The sequence below is a fragment of the Actinophytocola sp. genome (genome assembly GCF_045807065.1).
Lineage (GTDB): Bacteria > Actinomycetota > Actinomycetes > Mycobacteriales > Pseudonocardiaceae > Actinophytocola.
Genome location: NZ_JBJMIE010000106.1, coordinates 1 through 19,634, shown reverse-complemented (window position 1 = coordinate 19,634; position 19,634 = coordinate 1). Strand labels below are relative to the sequence as shown.

The following is a 19,634-nucleotide window of genomic DNA, read 5'->3' as shown; positions in this document are numbered from 1 at the left end:
TTCGCCGCCGCCCTGGCCGTCATGCCGACGCGGTCCCCCTCGGCGACGTCCCGGCCCTCCGCCTGCTGGTCCGCGGGGGCCGTCGCGTCGAGCATCCGGGTGCGTGCGGTGCTCATCGCCGAGAGGAGGGCCTCCACCCGCGCCAGTGGGATCCCCGCGGTCGCCTGCGGGTTGCCGGAGGTGCCGAAACCCGTCGCCACGTACTCGGCGGAGTCGTACCCGGCCGGCGCGGTCGGGGTCCGTGCGGCGGCGCCGGCATGTGCGGCCGCCAGGTCGGCGGCCGTGTGCAGTGTGCCGTTCAGGCTGCCGGCGATGGCCGCGATCCCGGCGAGGGCCTCGATGAGCTGGGCGCGGCCCTCGTCGGTCTCGGGGAACGGAACCGTCACGAACTCGAGGTTGGAGGACCCGTCAGCCGTCTCGTCGGCCTCCACGGTGAACCGGTCCCGCACCACGACCAGTCGCTCCGACTTGTTCATCCGCCGGCCGAGGCTCGGCGGGTCGATCTGGGGCCGCCACCACGGGCGGTTCGCGCGCCGTCCTTCCCAGGTGGTGGAGGTGATCGGGTTGACGATCTGCTTCTGCCCGGTCCGCTCGGCGGCCTTGAGCCCGGGGGCGAACGCGTACGTGGTGGTGATGGGCAGCTCTATCTCGAAGCCGACGTCACGCTGCACGATCTCCCCGGGAGCGCCCGGCGACGAGGGTTCTGCCACGGTGCGCTGAGTGTGCGCCGGTGCCGCCATGACGCGTGCCGCGTTGGTCTCCGCCGCGCGTTCGAACCGGTCCGACGGGTCGGACACCCGCAGCCCGTCGCCGGTGTCGGTACCGGCCACCGGGCCGGTCCGCTGCTGTTCCACGTGCGTCAGCTCGTGGGCGAGCACGCGTTTGCCCGCCGGGGACGTCGTGTCGTAGCGGCCGCGCTGGAAGACGATGTGCGAGCCGGAGGTGAAGGCGTGTGCCTGCACGGACTCGGCGGCGGAGTGCGCCGTGGGGTCGGTGTGCACCCGCACGTCGGAGAAGTCCGCACCCAGCCGGCTCTCCATCTCCGCCCGGACGCCGTCGTCGAGGGGACGCCCCGCGGACCGCAACGCGTCCCGGACGGCGGCCCGTTGCACCGCCGCCTGGTTGGCGTGCAGCCGTGCCACGGCCGCGTTGCCGACCAGCCGCTGCAGGGCGAGCACCGCGTCCGGGGACAGGGGCCCGGCGAGCAGGTCCGGCGGGGACTGTGTCGGGACGACCCGCCGCCGGCCGCCGGTCTGCTCCTCGGACTGCCGTTCGTGGTCGTGCATTCTTCTCTCCCGCCCACTGGCCCGTGACCACAGCGTCCGCTCGCGGCGATCACCGGTGAAGGCCGCGACCACCCGAGACGAAGGCAGACACCGTGCCCGAAAGGGAAGGCGTGCCACGACGAGACGGCGTAGGTGGGATCGGCCGGCTGGGACAGCCGCGACGCGTCCGGGTAGGTTGCACGTGATCGGGCGAGTCGTGAACCGAACCAGGGGGAAGGGAACGAAGGACGATGAGTCCCGAGCTGAGCGCGGAACGCTGCCGGCAGGCACTGCTGGACCACACGCGACGGTTGGCGGAATGCGCGCTCGCAGCGGGTGGTGACGCGGCGGTGCCGACCTGTCCGGAGTGGACGGTGGCCGGCCTGGTCCAGCACGTCGGCCAGACCCAGCGCTGGGTGTCCGAGCTCATCGAACGGCGCGTCACCGACCCCTCCGAGCTGCCCACCGAGATGGCCGAGCCGCCCGCCGAGCCCCAGGCCTGGCCGGCGTGGCTGTCCGACGCCGCCGCCCGCGCGGCCGCGGCCTGCTCGGACGCGGCACTGGAGGCCTCGGTGTTCAACGCCGCCGGCGACAACCGCACCGGTGCACAGTTCTGGCTCCACAGCCTGCTCAACGAGGCGGTCGTCCACGGCTTCGACGCGGCCGTGGCCGCCGGCCACGACTACGACCTCGACGCCGACATCGCCGCCGGTCTCATCACCAACCACCTGGCCATGCTCACCTCGCCGACATGGGCGGCCCAGCGCCCGGACTCCGCGGCCGCGATGCGTGGCACCAACGAGACCCTGCACTGGCATGCCACCGACGAGCCCGGCCTGGGCGCGGCCGGCGAGTGGTTCATCGAACGCCGCCCGGATGGCGTGAGCTGGCAGCACGGGCACGGCAAGGCGGATGTGACCGTCCACGGTCCGGCGAAGTCGCTGCTGCTCGTCCTGACCCGCCGACTCCCCCTGACCGGCGCACACGCTGACGGCGTCACCATCGACGGCAACGCCGAACTGGCCCAGCACTGGCTGGGGCACACCGCCCACGTGGCGGGCTAGACACACCGCTCGGGTACACCTGCTCGGCCAGGTCCGGCCACTGACCTCCGCAGTCGACCGCGGGAACCGAGCAGCACACTCGCCCGTGCCCGCCGCCGGACCGCGGTGGCCGGACCGTGTGTCGCGTAGTGGCTGGTAGGCGCCCGCACGGCGTCGTCGGCCGTCCTTTGTGTCCAGCCCCTTGACCTCTGTGTCGACGGATGTATATTTCTGTCGACAGGAGGAGACACCTTGGATACATCGACCGGCACCAGCGCCTACGAGGCGCCGACACTCGCCGAGCTCTGGACCGACCACCGCAGCTCCGCGAACGCCAGTGAGGCTGTCTACCTGGCGATACGGGACGCGATATCGGCCGGCGCACTCAAGGCGGGTGAGCACCTGGGCGAGCCGGCGATCTCGGCGACGCTCGGGATCAGCCGGACCCCCATCCGTGAGGCGCTGCTGCGCCTGGAGACCGAGGGCCTGGTCGAGCGCACCGCCGGCCGGCGCCTGGTGGTGGCGACGGTGACCCCGGAGGAGGTGCTGGACGTCTACGCGGTACGCGAGGTGCTCAACGGCCTGGCCGCCCGGCTGGCCGCGGAGAACGCGTCCACGACGGACCTCATCCGCCTCCGCCGTCTGCACCGGGAGATGACCTGGGCCCACGACGACGGTGACATCGCCCGCATGGCACGCCTGAACTTCGAGTTCCACGACGCGATCTGCGTCGCCTCGCGGAACGCCTTCCTGCTGGAGATGCTCCGCAGGGCCCACGACACCCACCACCGCTACCCGGGGTCGACGTTCTCCCTCCCGGACCGCGCCGCCGGCTCCCTCGCCGAGCACGAGGAGATCCTCCAGGCCATCGAGGCCCGGGACGGCCGCCGCGCGGAGGCCCTGGCCACGGCGCACACGGGCAAGGCCCGCACGGCCCGGATCTCGATGCTCGACGGCACCGTCGAGGAGCAGAACCGCAGGGCGCGGGTGGACGGACACAGCAAAGCGGAGACAGACCCGCGGACGACCGCCGACGGCGTCGGGCGGGAGCACAGTCGCGAGACGAAGGAGGCTCGTCGATGACCGTGACCACCAGTGAGCCGACCCTGCTGGTCGGGGCCGGATGGCGGCACGCGGATAACCGCTACGACGTGGTCGACCCGGCCACCGGTTCGGTCGTCGGTGTCGCCGACGACGCCGGTGTCGCCGACGCGCGAGCGGCCCTCGACGCCGCCGCCGGGGCGGCCGAGGGCTGGCGGGACACGCCACCCGAGCGTCGCTCGGCGATCCTCCGGGCCGCCGCCGCGGCCATCCGGGCCGACAGCGACGACCTCGCCCTGCTCCTCAGCCGCGAGTGCGGCAAGCCCTTGCCCGAGGCCACGGGTGAGCTCGGCAGCGCCGCGGCGGCCATGGACTGGGCCGCCGAGGAAGGCCGCCGCACCGACGGGCGCCTCGTCGCCATCGGGGGCGGCCGGCGCGGGATGGTGCTCAAGCAGCCCGTCGGCATCACCGTCGCCATCTCGCCGTGGAACTTCCCCGCCAGCATGTTCCTTCGCAAGATCGCCCTCGCGCTGGCCGCCGGGTGCACCGTCATCGCCAAGCCCGCCGAGCAGACGCCCCTCATCGCCAGGGCCCTCACCGACCGGCTCGTCGCCGCGGGGCTCCCGGCCGGGGTGCTCAACCTCCTCACCACCTCCCGCCCCGACCCCCTGGTCAAGGAGCTCCTCGCCGACCCGCGCGTCGCCAAGCTCAGCTTCACGGGCTCCACCGACGTCGGGCTCATGCTCCTGCGCCGCGCGGACGGGCTCCTCAAACGTGTCGCGCTGGAGCTGGGTGGACACGCGCCCGCCATCGTCCTCGACGACGCGGACGTCGACGCCACCGTCACCGGTGTGGTCGCCTCCAAGTACCGCAACTGCGGCCAGAGCTGCATCGCCACCAACCGGCTCTACGTCCACGAGTCGCTCTACGACCGCTTCACCACGGCGTTGGTCGACGCCGTCGGCGAGCTCCGGGTCGGGCCGGGCACCGAGGACGGCACGGACGTCGGGCCGCTCATCGACGAGGCGGCACTGCGCAAGCTCGAGTCCCAGGTGGACGACGCGCGGGCGCGGGGCGCGACCGTCCACACCGGAGGAACGCGGCTCGACCGGCCGGGCTGGTTCTACGCGCCCACCGTCCTCACCGGGGTCACCGAGCAGATGTCCCTGGCACAGCAGGAGATCTTCGGTCCGGTCCTCCCGGTCTTCTCGTTCACCGCCGAGTGGGACGTCCTCACCAGGGCAAACGCCACCAGCTACGGCCTCGCCGCCTACCTCTACGGCCACGACCTCGCCCGCCTGTGGCGCATGGCCGAACGGCTCGACTTCGGCGTCATCGGCGTCAACGACCCCTTCCCGCTCGCTCCCGAGCTTCCCTTCGGCGGCACGAAGAACAGCGGACTCGGCCGCGAAGGCGGACTCGAAGGCATCGAGGGGTTCCTCGAGACCAAGGCGGTGGCTCTCAATGTCTGACAGCAGCACGAAAACCGACACGAAAACGGGCGCGGACACCGTCGCCGACCAGCTCACCGACGGCGGCGTCGACACCATCTTCGGCGTGCCCGGCGTGCAGCTCGACTTCTTCGTCGACGCCGTGGCACGCCGGGCGGACCGCCTCCGCTACGTCTCCTGCCGCCACGAGCAGGGCGCGGCGCACATGGCCGACGGCTACGCCAGGGCGACCGGCCGCACGGGGGTGTTCGCCGTCGTGCCGGGGCCGGGCGTGCTCAACGCCATGACCGGCCTCGCGACCGCCTACTCCACGTCGTCCCCGGTCCTGGCCATCGCGGCGAACCTGCCCGCGTGGGCCATCGACGGCGGGCTCGGCCTGCTCCACGAGATCAGCGCCCAGGAGGACGTGCTGCGGTCGGCCACCAAGGCGGTCCTGCCCGTCCGCGACGGCGACGACCTCGCCGCGGCGGTGCGGGACGGTCTCGCCGCGACCCGCGACGGCCGCTCCCAGCCGGTCGCCGTCTCGATCCCGGAGAACCTCCTCAAGGAGGCCGGCGGTGCGACCGTCCCGACGCGACCGCAGCGGCTCGTCCGGCCCGACCAGGACACCGTCGCCAAGGCGGCCCAGCTCCTGGCGAACGCCGAGCGGCCCGTCGTGCTCACCGGTGGCGGCGTGGTGGCGGCCGGGGCGTCCGAGGCGCTCGGCGAGCTGGCCACGAAGCTCCACGCCCCGGTCGTGACCACCGCCAACGGCCGTGGCGCCCTGTCCGACCGCCACCCGTGGACGCTCACCAGCCTCGGGGGCCGGGAGGTGTTACCGGACGCGGACGTGGTGCTGATCGTGGGCAGCCGGGGCCTGCGGATGGACGGCACGCCGCTGGTCGGTGACACCACCACGATCCTGCTCAACGCCGACGAGACGGACCTCGGCGCGCCGCACAAGCCGGCGGTCGCACTGCACAGTGACGCCCGCCTCGGCCTGACCGCCCTCGCCGACGACCTCCCAGCCGTCCGTTCACAGTGGACGACCGACGACGTCGACGCGATCAGAACCCGTTGTGCCACCGCCATCACCGCACTCGGAGAGATCACCGACTGGGTCCGCGCGCTCCGCGACGGCATGGCCGAGGACGACGTCCTGGTCGGTGAGCTGACCCAGGTCGGCTACCTGTCCCGCGTCGCCTTCCCGGTCTACGCGCCACGCACGTTCCTCTCGCCCGGCTACCAGGGCGCGCTCGGCTACGGCCTGCCAACGGCCGTCGGCGCGCAGGTCGGCCGCCCGGACGTGCAGGTCGTGTCGATCTCCGGTGACGGCGGCTTCGCCTACGGCATGGCCGAGCTGCTCACCGCGGTGGCCAACCACGTCCCCGCCACCTTCGTCGTGTTCAACGACGGGGCGTTCGGCAACGTGCTGCGCACGCAGGTCGAGCAGTTCGACGGCCGCACGCTCGGCACCAACCTCCACAACCCGAACTTCGCCGACCTCGGCCGTCTGTTCGGGTTGGACAGTGCCACGGCAACGTCGCCGGGCCAGCTCACCGGACTCCTGAGGGAGGCGGCGGACCGGCCGAGGCTCGTCGAGGTGCCGGTCGGGGTGTTCCCCGACCCCGGCCCGCTCGTTCGGGAGGGCAGCCATGCTCCGCAGAAGTAAGATGCCGTCCCCACTGGGACTGACGGCCACGAACGTCACGCACGTGTTCGGCGGCAAGGAACCCGTCGTCGCGCTCCAGGACTTCTCCCTCGACGTCGCGCCGGGCGAGTTCGTCGCGATCGTCGGACCGAGCGGCTGTGGCAAGACGACCCTGCTGCACACGTTCGCCGGGCTCGTCGAGCCGACCGACGGCGACGTCCGCGTCGGCGGCGAACGGCTCACCGCACCCCGCCGGGACATCGCCATGATGTTCCAGGCGCCGACCCTGCTGCCGTGGAAGACGGTGCTCGGCAACTGCCTGCTGCCCCGCGAGCTGGCACACCGGGTCGACGACGCCGACCGCGACCGCGCGCTCGAACTGCTCGCCTGGGCGGGCATCGGCGGCTTCGCCGACCGGCGCCCGCACGAGCTGTCGGGCGGCATGCAGCAGCGGGTCGCGATCTGCCGCGCGCTCATGGGCGACCCGTCGGTGCTGCTGCTCGACGAGCCCTTCGGCGCGCTCGACGCCATGACCCGCGAGCAGATGAACGTCGACCTGCGGCGCATGTGGGCGGACAGCGGCGTCACCACCGTGCTCATCACCCACGACATCGCCGAGGCGGTCTACCTCGCCGAACGCGTGGTCGTGCTCTCCGGTCGACCCGGCCGCACGCTCGACGTCGTCGACGTGCCGCTGCCCCACGCACGCGACCTGTCGGTGATCGAGACCCCCGAGTTCGCCAAGGCGTGTGCCCGGATCCGCGCCTACTTCGCCCGGGAGGACAGCCATGTCGGTGTCTGAACAACGCGCTCCGGAAGAGATCGCGCTTCCGCCGGCCGCGAAGCCCCGGCGCAACGGTCGCGCGAACGCCCTGCGGGTCGTCGGCCCGCCGGTGGCGCTGTTCGTGGTCGTGGCCGCGCTGTGGCAGTTCCTGCCCGGCATCCTCGGCCTCGAGAAGTTCGTCCTGCCGCCGCTGTCGGACGTGCTCGCCCAGTTCGGGTCCGCGTCGCTGCTGGACCAGCTGTGGACCAACGGTCTGGTGACGCTGAAGGAGACCGTGCTGGGACTGCTGCTCGGCTCGGTGCTCGGCATCGTCGGCGGCGTGCTGCTCGGCGAGTCGGCGATCACGCGGGCCACGTTCTACCCGTACCTGGTGGCGTTCCAGTCGCTGCCGAAGTTCGCGCTCGCGCCCCTGTTCGTCATCTGGTTCGGTTTCGGCACGACTCCCAAGGTGCTCGTCGCCGCGACGCTGACGTTCTTCCCCCTGCTGGTCAACACGATGAGCGGCGTGATGACGGTCGACCGCGACCGTGCGAAGCTGTTCCGCTCCCTGTCGGCGACCCGTCGGCAGGTCTGGCTCAAGCTCCTGCTCCCGTCGGCGCTGCCGTCGGTGCTGGCGGGTTTCGAGGTCGCCACGGTCCTGGCCCTGCTCGGCGCGGTCCTCGGCGAGTTCGTGTCCTCTCAGGACGGACTCGGGGTCCTGCTGCAACAGCAGCAGACCAACTACGACACGGCGGGTGTGTTCGCGACCCTCATCGTCCTCGCGGTGCTGGGTGTCGTCCTGAACCAGATCGTCGTGCAACTGCGCAAGCGGCTGGTGTTCTGGTGAACACCGCGAGAGAGGAATCGTTGTGAGCAGAAGGACATCGCGGTCCGCTCTGACGGTCTTGGCATGTGTGCTGGCGATCGTGGTCTCGGCGTGCGGCAGCGCCGGACAAGGCGGCTCGGGCAACGGCAAGACGGTCACCTTCGGCGTCTCGGCCACCGCGCCGGGCGGGAACATGCTGCAGCTCGGCATCGCCCAGGTGCAGAACTACTTCAAGGAGGAGGGCATCACCGTCGAGCCCGTCTTCCTCGGCACCGGCGGCAAGGTCGTGCAGGCACTGGCCTCCGGGAAGATCCAGATCGGCACCTCGACGCCCGACCTCGTGCTCCAGGCGGCCGAGAAGGGCCAGGACGTCAAGATGTTCTACAACTGGACGGCCAAGAACGTCACGCAGATCGGCGTGCTGCCCGACAGTGACATCCGCTCGATGAAGGATCTCAAGGGCAAGACCCTCGGCGTGCAGGACCTGTCCGCGGGTCCGGCGCAGCTCGCGAAGGCGGCCGCCGCCAACGCGGGCCTCGACCCGGCCACCGACCTGAAGCTGATCGCCGTCGGCACCGGCGCCCCGGCACTCGACGCGTTGCAACGCCACCGGGTCGACGCGCTGACGACCTACGACACGCTCTTCGCCGCCATGACCTCGGGCACCGGCAAGAAGCTGCGGTACTTCCAGCCCGACGGCGTCGAGGACCTGTTCGCCTCCAGCCTCATCGCTTCCGGTTCGTGGCTGAGGGACAACGCGGACACGGCGGCCGGCTTCGGGCTGGCGTGGGCAAAGGCGTCGGTGTACGCCGACGCCAACCCCGAGGCGGGCGTGCGGATGATGTTCGACAAGTACCCCAACAGCAAGGTCGGCGCCGACACCGGGGCCGCGACCAAGGCGGCCATGGCCCAGTTCGACGCCCGCCGGCAGTCGCTGTACGGCGGAGCGCCACCGGCCGAGCAGACGTGGGGCGAGTACCCGGCCGACGCCGTCGAGCACTGGGTGACCTACGCCAGGGACTACGGGCTCATCCACCAGGACCTGGACCCGGACTCGGTGTACACCAACGAGTTCGTGAAGAAGTTCAACGACTTCGACGCCGCGAAGATCAAGCGGGACGCGTCCTCGGGAGCATCGTGAGCCAGACAATCGCGCAGAAGGTCATCGCGCGGGCGGCCGGTGCCGACTCGGTCGCCGTCGGCGACTACGTGACGGTGACCCCGGACTACACCGTCATGCAGGAGATCTACTTCCACCGCAACATCAAGATCCTGGAACGGCTGGGCGTCGAGGCGATCCGGTGCCCGGACAAGGTGGTCGCGGTCCTGGACCACACGCCGCAGGCCGCCCTCGGTTCCGAGCACGTGATCCGGAACCGGGAGAGCCGCGAGTTCGTGCGCCGCACGGGTTTCCGGAACTTTTTCGACGCGGGCCGCGCCGGCCTGCGGCACCTGGTCATGGTCGAGCACGGCTTCGCCCGGCCGGGGCTGCTGGTGTTCTCCGACGAGCCCAACATCGCGAGCATCGGCGCGGTCGGCGCGCTGAACGTGCCGATCAGCACCGAGGTGCTCGTGTCGATGGTCCGCGACTCCAACTGGGTGCGCGTGCCGGCGAGCGTCCGGTTCGAGCTGACCGGCACGCTCCCGCCCGGCGTCTGGGTGCGTGACCTCGTGCAGGCCATCTGCCACGAGTACGCCGGCGGCGACGGCCTCGTGCAGCGGTGCGTCGAGTTCGGCGGGGTGTCCCGGCTCGGACTCGACAGTCGCCAGGGCCTGCTGGCGGGGATGTACCACGCCGGCGCGGACACGGCGGTCGCGGATGTCGACGACGTGGCGCTGGCCTACGTCCGGGAACGCGCCGACGGCCGCCCGTACGAGGTGTTCGCCGCCGACGACGGTGCCGAGTACGACGAGTTCCGCACGTGGGACCTCGGCGCGCTCGAGCCGTTCGTCACCGTGCCGCCCCGGCACGGCGAGGTCGTCCCGGTGTCCGAGGTGGCCGGTCGCCGCATCACCCACGCGATGGTCGGCTCGTGCGCCAGCAACCGGATCGAGGACCTGCGCGCGGCGGCGGAGATCCTGCGGGACAACGAGGTCGCGCCGGGGGTGGTCATGTACGTCACGCCGGGCAGTCCCGAGGTGTTCGCGACGGCCGCCCGCGAGGGGCTGGTCGAGCTGTTCACCGAGCGCGGCGCGCAGGTGCTCTCGCCGGGCTGCACCACCTGCTGGGGCTACCTCGGCGCGCTCGCGGACGGCGACGTCGCGATCTCCACCAACCAGGAGCACTACGCGGGCCGCGCCGGCAGCAGGAACGCCGTGACCAACCTCGCGAGCCCGTACGTGGTGGCCGCGTCGGCCGTGGCGGGCGAGATCACCGACCCCCGGCCGATGCTGACGAGGAAGGGAGCCGGCCATGCCGGTCGCTGACGCGGTCCTGCGGGGTGGCGTCTGGAAGTTCGGTGACTGGGTCTCGGGCGACGACGGCATCGTGCGGTTCTCGGAGCTACGGAACTTCGGCGACGACCACGACCCGGCGGAGCTGGCGCGCATGTGCTTCGCCACCCTCGTCCCGGACTTCGCGGCGAAGGTGACGCCCGGCGACATCGTGGTCGGCGGGCGCGGGTTCGGCATCCCCAGCCACCCGCCCGCGCCGCGGGCGCTGAAGGCGGCCGGGATCGCGGCGGCGGTCGTGGAGTCCACGGACTCGGCGTTCATCCGCCGCTCGCTCAACGCGGGCCTGCCGGTCGTGACCTGCCCCGGCATCACCGCGCGGGTCGAGCAGGGACAGGAGCTGTCGGTCGACCTCTCGACCGGTGATCTGACCATTGTGGACAGTGGAGAAGTGTTGACCACCAAGCCGTTCTCGCCCGCGATGCTGGAAGTGCTGGACAGCGGCGGACTCGTGCCCTACCTCGAGCGGTATCTGGCGGGTGAGACCAGTGCCTGACCTCGACCGGCTGTTCCGGCCACGCCACATCGCGATCGTCGGCGCCTCGGACAACCCGCGGCGCATCGGCGGGCGGCCACTGCGGATCCTGTCGCAGCGCGGCTACGGCGGCGAGATCCACCCCGTGAACCCGAAGTACGAGACGGTCCAGGGTGTCGCCTGCTCCCCCGACATCGAGTCACTGCCCGAGGGCATCGACCTGTACCTGATCTGCGTGCCGGCGCGGGCCGCGACCGAGGCGTTCGAACGCGCCGCGGCCCACGGCGCGGGCGCGGCGGTCGTGTTCGCGGGCGGGTTCGCCGAGGTCGGCGACGAGGGTCGCCTGCTGCAGGACCGGCTCGCCGCGGCGGCGGCCGCGCACGACGTCGCCCTGGTCGGCCCCAACAGCCTCGGCTACGCGTCGATCGCGCCGAGGACGTTCGGCACGTTCGCGACGATGCTGGAGACGCTGCCGGACCTGCCGGCGGGCAACGTGGCGCTGGTGTCGCAGAGCGGTGGCACGGCGTTCAACCTGCTCACCGAGGCACACTGGGCCGGCGTGCGGTTCTCGCACGTCATCGCGACCGGCAACGAGGCCGGGCTGAGGTTCGCCGACTACGTCGAGCACCTCGCGGGCGACGACGCGACCGAGGTGATCATCGGCTACCTGGAGGGCACCGTCGACGGCGAGCGCCTCGGCAGGGCGTTCGAGGCCACCCGCCGCGCCGGCAAGCCGGTGTTCGTGATCAAGGCGGGCGCGTCCGCGCGGGGCAGTGACTCCGTCGCCTCGCACACCGCGCAGATCTCCGGCGACGACGACGCGTTCGACGCGCTCTTCGACCGGTACGGCGTCGTGCGGCTGCGCACGATGGACGAGGCCGTCGACGTGGCGCGGGCCGCGGGCCTGGGCACTCGTGCCGACGGGGTGGCGGTCGCCAGCAACTCCGGCGGCGCCGCGGCCTACCTGTCGGACGCGGCCGAGCGGCTCGGCGTGCCGCTGGTCGACTTCTCCGCCCACACCACGGACGCCCTGACCGACGTCCTGCCGCCGTTCGCCGGGGTCCGCAACCCGCTGGACTTCACCCCGCAGGTCATCAACGATCCGACGCTGCTGGACAAGGTGCTGTCCATCATCGACGGCGAGGAGCGCGTCGACCTCCTGTTGCTCTACCTCGGCGGCATGGAGTACCTCGCCGGCGACCTCCTCCCGACGGTGGCCGCGGCGGCGCAACGGCTGCGGGTCGCCATCGGGCTCGCCTGGTACGGCGTGAGCGACGAGGTCCGCAGGAACGCGGCGGAGGCGGGGCTCGTCGTGTGCGGTGACCCCGTGCGGCTGCTCCACGGCGTCGGGCTCCTCCGTCGGGGCTGGCACGCCGTGGCCACGGCGCCCGGCCGTCCCCCGTCGGTGGTGGCGCCGGTGCCGGTGGCGCGGCCGGCATTCACGCCACAGCCGGTGGGGGACGGCCGGGCGGCGGTCGACGAGGCGCAGGTGATGGACGCGCTGGCCGGGTTCGGGCTGACCACGCCGCGCCGGCGGGTGGCGGCGAGCGCGGACGAGGCCGTCGCGGCGGCCCGCGAGGTCGGCTTTCCCTGTGTGCTCAAGCTGATCGACCCGTTGCTGCCACACCGCGCGAAGGTGGGCGCTGTCCACATCGGACTATCTGGTCCGGACGAGGTACGGTCGGCGTTCGACGCACTCGTCCGGGAACACGGCGCGCGACAGGTCCTGATCGCCGAGCAACTGCCCGTGCGCGACGGTGTCGAGCTGATCGCCGGGGTGGTCGCCGACCCGGTGTTCGGCACCCGGGCGTTGCTCGGCGCGGGTGGCGTGGACGCCAACGACGCACGCGACTCCTTCTCGCTCGTGCCGCCGTACGACCCGGAGTCGGTGCGGCACACGCTGTCGCGGCTGCGGGTGTCGGCCCGGATCGGGCGCGACGTCGCCGATGAGCTGGCCGCCATCCTGCGGGGCCTCGCCGCGCTCGTCACGGACCCCGCCGGGGCGCCGGTCACCGAGGTCGAGTGCAACCCGGTCCTGGTGACCGGTGACGCGACCGTGGTGCTGGACGCGCTGGCCTTCGTGGAGGAGACCCGTGACTGAGCCCTTCCGCACCGAGGTGGGCCTCGCCAACACCGAACGGATCACCCTGCGCGGCCACGACATGGTCTCCAACCTGGTGGGCCAGGTGTCGTTCACCCAGGGCGCGCTCCTCGCCGTCACGGGGAAGATGCCCTCCCCCGGCGCGGTCCGGGTCGCCGACGCCGTGTTGGTGACGTTCATCGACCACGGCCTCCAGCCGAGCGCGCTGGCCGCCCGGCTGACCTACGCCGTGGCGCCGGAGGCGGTCCAGGGCGCGGTGGCGGCCGGGCTCCTCGGCGTCGGCAGCAAGATCCTCGGCACGCTGGAGGAGACCGGCCGGCTGCTGGCCGCCGTCGCGGCGTCGGTCGCGGGCGGCACGCCGGAGGACGAGGCGGTCGCACAGGTGGTGGACGCCGAACTGGCCGCGGGCCGCCGCATCCCCGGCATCGGCCACGCACTGCACCGCGACGGCGACCCGCGGGCCGCGCCGCTCCTGGCCGTGGCCGCGGCGGAGGGCGTCGCCACGGACGAGATCCGCCGCCTGCGGGCGATCGTCGACGTGACCGCGGCACGGACCGGCCGTGCACTGCCGGTCAACGCCGCGGGCGTGTCGGCGGCACTGCTGGCAGGCATCGGCGTGCCGTGGCAGCTCCAACGCGGGTTCTCGATGATCAGCAGGACGGCCGGGCTGCTCGCGCACATCGGCGAGGAGGCGCAGCGCCCGGTGTCACCGGCAATCCGCGCACAGCTGCGCGAGATGAGCTGGCTTTCGGAAGGTGAGGACTGATGGGCGAGACGGTACGGGTCGAGGTCGGCGGGGGCGTCGCGACTTTGACGCTGAACCGGCCCGCGGCACGGAACGCCATCAACGCGGACATGCGCCGCGAGCTGACCGCGGCCGTCGAGATCGCCGACGACCCGGCGGTACGGGCCCTGGTCATCCGGGGCGCGGGCGAGAAGGCGTTCTGCGCGGGGGCGGACATCAAGGAGTTCGTCCCGCCGGCGTCCCTGGTGGACGCCAGGGAGGAACGCGTCGGGTGGAGGTGGGTGGACGCGCTCGCGGCGTGCCGCAAGCCGACGGTGGCCGCGATCCACGGCTACTGCCTGGGCGGTGGCCTGGAACTGGCGCTGGCGTGCGACATCCGCATCGCGACGGCGGACGCGGTCTTCGGCCTGCCCGAGGTCCGGCGCGCCATCATCCCGGGCGCGGGCGGCACCCAACGCCTGCCGAGGGTGGTCGGCCTGGGACCGGCGCTGCGCATGATCCTCACGGGCGAGCACGTCGACGCCCAGGAGGCGCACCGGATCGGCCTGGTGAGCGAGGTCGTGCCGGACCTGGACGCGGCGGTCGGCCGGCTGGCCGCGGCGTTCCTCCGCGTGGGACCCCGTGCGGTGGCCTACGCGAAGGAGGCGGTGACGCGCGGGGTGAACCTGCCGCTGTCGGAAGGGCTGCGGTTGGAGGGTGAGCTGTCCACGCTGCTCACCACCACCCAGGACCGCGTCGAGGGCGCCGCCGCCTTCGCCGAACGCCGGGACCCGGCCTACACCGGGCGGTGATTCCGGAGATGACAGGACCGGACAGGATCTCCCGCGGTCCGCGGCGACGGCAGGGTTCCGTGGTGCAATCGACTCGCTGACCCGACGGCGAGGAAGGTGCGCGCATGAGCCGCGAGCGAGTCAACGGTTGGCGCCGGCGGACCGGCGTGGCGGTCCTCGCTCTGTCGACCCTGTGCGGCGTGGTCACCGGTGCCGGTCCGGTCGCCGCGGTCGCCGCGCCGACCCCGTCGCTCGAGTTCGCGAACCCCGACAGCCAGGCGCTGTTCGGCGGCGCGTACGACGCCGCGTTGCGGAACCTGTTGCGCACCAACACGATCGCCTACGACCCCCGCTACGACAGGAGCGGCCTGCTCGACCCGGCGGTCGGCATCGTCCGCGCGGGTGGCGGGTACGGCCAGCCGTGGACCCGCGACGCCTCGGTCAACAGCTGGAACGCGGCGAGCCTGCTGTCCCCGGCCCTGGCGGAGAACACGCTCTGGGCGGTCGTCGACAGGGACGCCGCCGGCGCCCTGCGGGTGCAGCAGGACGACCAGCAGTGGGACCAGGTCGTCTGGGTGACCGCCGCCTGGCACCACTTCCTGGTCACCGGTGACCGCGGGTTCCTCGAGAACGCCTACGCCACCGCGGCGAACACGCTGACGATCCGCGAACACGCCACGACCGCCGGCTTCAACCCGGTCTACGGCCTGTTCACCGGCCCGTCGTTCTTCAACGACGGGATCGCCGGCTACCCCGCTCCCCCGGCCGACGAGACCGAGTCGGTCAGCACGGGCAGCATGCCGTGGCCGGGGGTCGCGACCGGGATGTACCTGAGCACCAACGAGATCTACTACGCGGCCTACGTCAACGCCGCCGAGATGGCTCGGCAGCTGGGGCACCCGCGGTGGGAGGTCGCCGGCTACCGGGCGAAGGCCGCCGCGCTGAAGCGGGCGATCAACCGGCACTTCTGGAACCCGAGGACGGGCCGCTACGACTACCAGCTCCTCGCCGACGGCACCCGCGGCGCCTACCAGGAGGGCACCGGGCTCGCGTTCGCCCTCGTCCTCGGCATCGCGAACCCGGCCCAGGCCCGGTCGATCGTCGCGCGCGCCCAGGAGCTGCCGTGGGGCATGCCCGACACCTACCCGAACTGGACGCGCTACTCCGACGACCAGCCGGGCCGGCACAACGCGATCGTCTGGCCGCTCGTCCAGGGCCTCTGGGCCAAGGCACTGGCCGGCCGGGGCGAACAGGCCGCGTTCGCCGGCGAAGTGGCCCGGCTGGCCAAGCTCGCCGACGAGAACAGCGGCTTCTGGGAGATCTACAACGGCCACACCGGCGTCGTGGACGGCGGCTGGCAGCGGCTGGGCGACACCGTGAAGTTCCACTGGGGCTCCGAACCCGACCAGACCTGGTCGGCCACCGCGTTCCTCGACATGATCCACACCGGACTGTTCGGGCTGGACCTCACCGACCAGGGCATGCGGTTCACCCCGGACCTACCCGCCGGCTGGGGCGAGGTCACGCTGCGGAACCTGCGCTACCGCGACGTGAACCTCACGATCGCGCTGCACGGGGCGGGCACCCGGATCCGCTCGTTCACGCTCGACGGACGGCGCGTGCGCGGCAACACGGTGCCGGCCACGCTGAGCGGCGCGCACACCGTCGAGATCACCCTCACCGGCGCGGCCCTCGGTGACCGGGACGGCGACCGCGTGCCCGACCAACGAGACCGCTGCGCCGACACCGCGGGCACCGTGGCCCTGCGCGGCTGCGCGGCTCCCGGGCACATCGAGGCGGAGGACGCGTACAACACCGGCGGCGTGAAGACCAACGTCAACCACACCGGATACACCGGCCGGGCGTTCCTCGACGGGCTCTGGGCCCAGGGCGCCGCGTCGTCGTTCACCCTGCACCGCGCCACCCCGGCGCCAGAACGGGGTGCGATCACCCTCCGGTACGCCAACGCCAACGGCGACAGCCGCACGATGACCCTGTCGATCGACGGGCGCCCGGTACGCCAGGTCAGCTTCCCGAAGGTCTCCGACAGCTGGGACGACTGGGGCACCGTGACCTTCGGCGACCTGCCCGTCAGCGGCACGGACCCGGTGGTGACGCTGTCCTACGACCCGGGCGACACCGGTTCGATCAACCTCGACTGGCTCGAGTACCGGCGCGGTGCCGAACAGAGGGCACCAGCACAGGCAGCCCGCGAAGACGCCGCCGCGCCTCGATCGCCGCGCGCAGTCCCTCGTCGGTGAACGAGGGGGGCAACCGGATGTCCACCACCGCGACGTCGTCGCGTCTCAGACGGTCGTCGGGATCCTGGGCCGCTCCTTGGTGGCGAGACGGCGTTCGCGCTCCTGTGCGCCGATCAGGTCGTCCGGGAGGGAGTCTGCCACCTCGGAGTCGAAGCGGCGCAGCAACCGGACCGAGAACCCGGCGATCGTCACCAGGACCAGTGCCAGGCCGAACACCACGTACCCGAGGCCGATGCCGCGGCCGTCGCCGGTGCCGATCAGGGCGCCGGCCGTGTCCGCCAGGGCACCGTGGCGGGCCATCAGGGGCTCGAACACGGCGGTCGCGGCCGGGGCCAGGACCGCGAAGCCGATCGGCAGTGTGGACCACGTGATCGTCTGGTTCAGCGCGAACACGCGGCCGTGGTAGCGCTGCGGCACCTTCACCTGCACGAGCGTGGCGTAGATGCCCTGCGCCGTGGCCATCGAGCCGGCCATGAGGAACATGCCGCAGAACACCACGGGCACGCTCGCGTGCAGGCCCATCACCAGGCAGCCGACCGCGGTGCCGAGGTTGCCGACCAGCACACCCAGCATGCGCCGCTTCGTGGGGCCGCCCCACACCGACATCAGGACGCCACCCGCGATGGCGCCCGCCGCCTCGGCGATCGCCACCTGCGCGACCTCCGTCGTGGACGCGAACGACAGCACCAGCGGCGTCACCAGCACCAGCGCGGGGGCGAGGAACACGTTGCCCAGCGCGAAATACGTGAGCATCGTGCGGAAGCCCCGGTGGTTCCACGAGTACCGCAGACCGCCGGCGATCGCGACCAGCAACGGCTCGCGCGGGCACCAGGCCATCAGGTCCGGGAAGCGCACGACGAGCAGCGCGCCGATGGCGAACACGTAGCTCGCCACGTCGACCAGCAGGATGCCCTTCAGGTCGATCGCCGCGTACAGGCCCGCGGCGAGCACCGGCATCAGCAGCTGCGCGGTGCCCGTCGACAGCGTCACGATGCCCATGGCGTGGCCGAGGAACCGCTTGGGCACCAGCTGCGGCACCGCGGACTGGAACGCGATGCGCTGGAACGACCCGCCGATCTGCGACAGCGACACGAGCAGGTACACGTGCCACATCGCCAGCGAGTCGGTGAACAGGAGCGTGGCGAGTCCCAGCTGGATGGTGCCGGACAGGCCGCTCGCCAGCATCATCACCCTGCGCCGGTCGGACCGGTCGACGATCGCGCCGGCGACCGGCAGCGTCAGCACGCCGAACACCAGCGCCATCGCCCACAGCACCCCGAGGTCGGTGACCGACCCGGTGCGGGTGAACAGCCAGATCGGCAGTGCGAACGAGGTGAGCAGCGAGCCGGTGGTGGACACGAGCTGCCCGAGGGTCACGCCGACGAACCGGGCCATGCTCGGCGCCACCCCGGCGGGGGCGGGGTCGCCGATCCGTTGCCAGGCGCGCAGGTCCCACGGCGCGTCCGCGCCACGCGCGGCACGGGCCAGCGGCTCGGTCTCGTCGCGCGCGATGGCCGGGTGCGTGGTGGTGATGATCTCGGCCAGCTCGTCCGCCCGGTACTTCAGGAAGAAGTGGCCGGCCTGGTCCAGCACCACGAGACCGAGGGTGTCGGACAGGAACCGCCACTCCGCGTACCGCTCGGTGTAGTAGTCGGTGACGGGGTCCGCCGAGCCGACGACCGAGATGACGGGCGTGCGGAGCTTCGGCGCGCCCCGGTCGAGCAGCCCGGTGAAGTAGTCCTCCGACGCCCGCGAGTCGGCTCGCATGTTGGAGATGATGCGGTCCGCCTGCTCGGGGTCCAGCTCGTCGGTGTCCACTCCCATGGACTTCAGCCAGGCGCCGTAGTGCCGGTTGCTCTTCAACCGCTCCAACCGGTTGCGCAGCGCGGCGAACGCGCCCTTGGGCCGGGCGAACGGGAACATGGCGCCGATGTAGACGACCTCCAGCTCCCTGCCGGCGTCCTCCAGCTTGCGGGCCACCTCCGCGGTGATCGCGGACCCGACGCCGCAGTGGCCGTACAGCGCCAGCGGGCCGTCGATCCGTTCGAGGACCTCCTCGGCGAGGCGCGTGGTCAGCTCGTCGAACGGCAGCCCCTGCTCCTCCAGACCGACGTCGTGGCCCGGGATCGCGACCGAGTAGAGCGCGTGGCCGGCGGGCAGCGCGTCGGCCAGCGGCTGGTAGACGATCGCGCTGCCGCCGCCGTAGGGCACGCACACGTAGGTGAGCTTCTTCTCGCCCCGCACGGGTTTCGTCAGCTCGTAGAGCAGCCGGCGCGGGCCGTCGCCGGTCGCGTCGCCGGCCATGAACTCCGCGAGCTCGCGGATCGTGCGGTGGGTGAACAGGTCCATGACGCCGACCGCCCGCGTGCCGACGCTGTCCCTGCGGATCCGCGCGACCACCTGGGTGGCGAGCATCGAGTGGCCGCCCAGGTCGAAGAAGTCGTCGTCGATGCCGAGGGTCTCGACGCCGAGCACCTCCGACCAGACGGCCGCGAGCAGCTGCTCGGTGCCGGTGCGCGGCGCGATCAGCTCGGTGCTCGCGTCCCGGGACACGACCGGGGCGGGCAGCGCCGCGCGGTCGAGCTTTCCGTTGGGGGACAACGGCAGCTCGTCCAGCTCGACGAACGCGGCCGGCACCATGTACTCCGGCAGCCGGTCCTTGAGCGCGGCCCTGAGGTCCGAGGTGGACGCCGTGCCCACGACGTAGGCGACGAGGCGCCTGTCCCCCGGGGTGTCCTCGCGGACCACCACGGCGGCCTCGGCGACGCCGTCCTGCTCACGCAGCGCCGACTCGATCTCCCCCAGCTCGATG

The 19,634-nt window shown here is 72.3% G+C and carries 14 protein-coding genes and 2 pseudogenes; 13 read left to right on the top strand and 3 right to left on the bottom strand.

Going from position 1 to position 19,634, the window contains the following annotated elements; all coding sequences use genetic code 11:
• Positions 1 to 1,286 (bottom strand): DUF4157 domain-containing protein (locus ACJ73U_RS06370; RefSeq protein ID WP_407776585.1); only part of this gene is annotated, 1,286 nt, incomplete at its 3' end.
• Between the two features lie 230 nt (positions 1,287 to 1,516).
• Here ACJ73U_RS06370 and ACJ73U_RS06365 point away from each other — a divergent pair.
• From ACJ73U_RS06365 to ACJ73U_RS06305, 13 genes and pseudogenes are all read left to right on the top strand, one after another.
• On the top strand, positions 1,517 to 2,329 hold the full coding sequence (locus ACJ73U_RS06365; RefSeq protein ID WP_407776584.1) for a maleylpyruvate isomerase family mycothiol-dependent enzyme: 813 nt from the start codon (positions 1,517 to 1,519) through the stop codon (positions 2,327 to 2,329).
• Between the two features lie 231 nt (positions 2,330 to 2,560).
• A complete protein-coding gene (locus ACJ73U_RS06360; RefSeq protein WP_407776583.1) occupies positions 2,561 to 3,391 on the top strand; it encodes a GntR family transcriptional regulator in 831 nt (276 codons plus the stop codon).
• Complete coding sequence (locus ACJ73U_RS06355; RefSeq protein WP_407776582.1) at positions 3,388 to 4,821, top strand: aldehyde dehydrogenase family protein; 1,434 nt, start codon at positions 3,388 to 3,390, stop codon at positions 4,819 to 4,821. Before ACJ73U_RS06360 ends, ACJ73U_RS06355 begins: the two co-directional genes overlap by 4 nt.
• Positions 4,814 to 6,451, top strand: coding sequence for a thiamine pyrophosphate-binding protein (locus ACJ73U_RS06350; RefSeq protein ID WP_407776581.1), 1,638 nt, complete (start codon positions 4,814 to 4,816; stop codon positions 6,449 to 6,451). The genes ACJ73U_RS06355 and ACJ73U_RS06350 overlap by 8 nt, the downstream gene beginning before the upstream one ends.
• Complete coding sequence (locus ACJ73U_RS06345) at positions 6,435 to 7,232, top strand: ABC transporter ATP-binding protein (RefSeq protein WP_407776580.1); 798 nt, start codon at positions 6,435 to 6,437, stop codon at positions 7,230 to 7,232. Before ACJ73U_RS06350 ends, ACJ73U_RS06345 begins: the two co-directional genes overlap by 17 nt.
• Positions 7,219 to 8,040: an ABC transporter permease gene (locus ACJ73U_RS06340; RefSeq protein ID WP_407776579.1), complete on the top strand. Its 822-nt coding sequence runs from the start codon at positions 7,219 to 7,221 to the stop codon at positions 8,038 to 8,040. The genes ACJ73U_RS06345 and ACJ73U_RS06340 overlap by 14 nt, the downstream gene beginning before the upstream one ends.
• A 67-nt stretch (positions 8,041 to 8,107) precedes the next feature.
• Entirely contained in the window at positions 8,108 to 9,160 is a 1,053-nt protein-coding gene (locus tag ACJ73U_RS06335; protein ID WP_407776578.1) for an ABC transporter substrate-binding protein, read from the top strand.
• Positions 9,157 to 10,446, top strand: a complete 1,290-nt coding sequence (locus ACJ73U_RS06330) for a 3-isopropylmalate dehydratase large subunit (protein WP_407776577.1) — start codon at positions 9,157 to 9,159, stop codon at positions 10,444 to 10,446. The genes ACJ73U_RS06335 and ACJ73U_RS06330 overlap by 4 nt, the downstream gene beginning before the upstream one ends.
• Entirely contained in the window at positions 10,433 to 10,966 is a 534-nt protein-coding gene (locus ACJ73U_RS06325) for a 3-isopropylmalate dehydratase (RefSeq protein ID WP_407776576.1), read from the top strand. Before ACJ73U_RS06330 ends, ACJ73U_RS06325 begins: the two co-directional genes overlap by 14 nt.
• Entirely contained in the window at positions 10,959 to 13,046 is a 2,088-nt protein-coding gene (locus ACJ73U_RS06320; protein WP_407776575.1) for an acetate--CoA ligase family protein, read from the top strand. Before ACJ73U_RS06325 ends, ACJ73U_RS06320 begins: the two co-directional genes overlap by 8 nt.
• A complete protein-coding gene (locus ACJ73U_RS06315; RefSeq protein ID WP_407776574.1) occupies positions 13,039 to 13,812 on the top strand; it encodes a citryl-CoA lyase in 774 nt (257 codons plus the stop codon). The genes ACJ73U_RS06320 and ACJ73U_RS06315 overlap by 8 nt, the downstream gene beginning before the upstream one ends.
• Positions 13,812 to 14,582: an enoyl-CoA hydratase/isomerase family protein gene (locus tag ACJ73U_RS06310; RefSeq protein ID WP_407776573.1), complete on the top strand. Its 771-nt coding sequence runs from the start codon at positions 13,812 to 13,814 to the stop codon at positions 14,580 to 14,582. The genes ACJ73U_RS06315 and ACJ73U_RS06310 overlap by 1 nt, the downstream gene beginning before the upstream one ends.
• 104 nt (positions 14,583 to 14,686) lie before the next feature.
• Positions 14,687 to 16,147 (top strand): annotated as a pseudogene (locus ACJ73U_RS06305) (MGH1-like glycoside hydrolase domain-containing protein); the annotation flags it as partial.
• A gap of 601 nt (positions 16,148 to 16,748) precedes the next feature.
• Here ACJ73U_RS06305 and ACJ73U_RS06300 read toward each other — a convergent pair.
• Positions 16,749 to 16,871 (bottom strand): annotated as a pseudogene (locus ACJ73U_RS06300) (DNA-binding response regulator); the annotation flags it as partial.
• A partial coding sequence (locus ACJ73U_RS06295) for an MFS transporter (protein WP_407776572.1) occupies positions 16,868 to 19,634 on the bottom strand: 2,767 nt, incomplete at its 5' end. The gene ACJ73U_RS06295 and the pseudogene ACJ73U_RS06300, both read right to left, overlap by 4 nt.

Bases quoted from the DNA above. Each gene is read 5' to 3' on its own strand.
- ACJ73U_RS06345 (WP_407776580.1), top strand. From the start codon at position 6,435: ATGCTCCGCAGAAGTAAGATGCCGTCCCCACTGGGACTGACGGCCACG.
- ACJ73U_RS06310 (WP_407776573.1), top strand. From the start codon at position 13,812: ATGGGCGAGACGGTACGGGTCGAGGTCGGCGGGGGCGTCGCGACTTTG.
- ACJ73U_RS06340 (WP_407776579.1), top strand. From the start codon at position 7,219: ATGTCGGTGTCTGAACAACGCGCTCCGGAAGAGATCGCGCTTCCGCCG.
- ACJ73U_RS06350 (WP_407776581.1), top strand. From the start codon at position 4,814: ATGTCTGACAGCAGCACGAAAACCGACACGAAAACGGGCGCGGACACC.
- ACJ73U_RS06365 (WP_407776584.1), top strand. From the start codon at position 1,517: ATGAGTCCCGAGCTGAGCGCGGAACGCTGCCGGCAGGCACTGCTGGAC.
- ACJ73U_RS06355 (WP_407776582.1), top strand. From the start codon at position 3,388: ATGACCGTGACCACCAGTGAGCCGACCCTGCTGGTCGGGGCCGGATGG.
- ACJ73U_RS06325 (WP_407776576.1), top strand. From the start codon at position 10,433: ATGCCGGTCGCTGACGCGGTCCTGCGGGGTGGCGTCTGGAAGTTCGGT.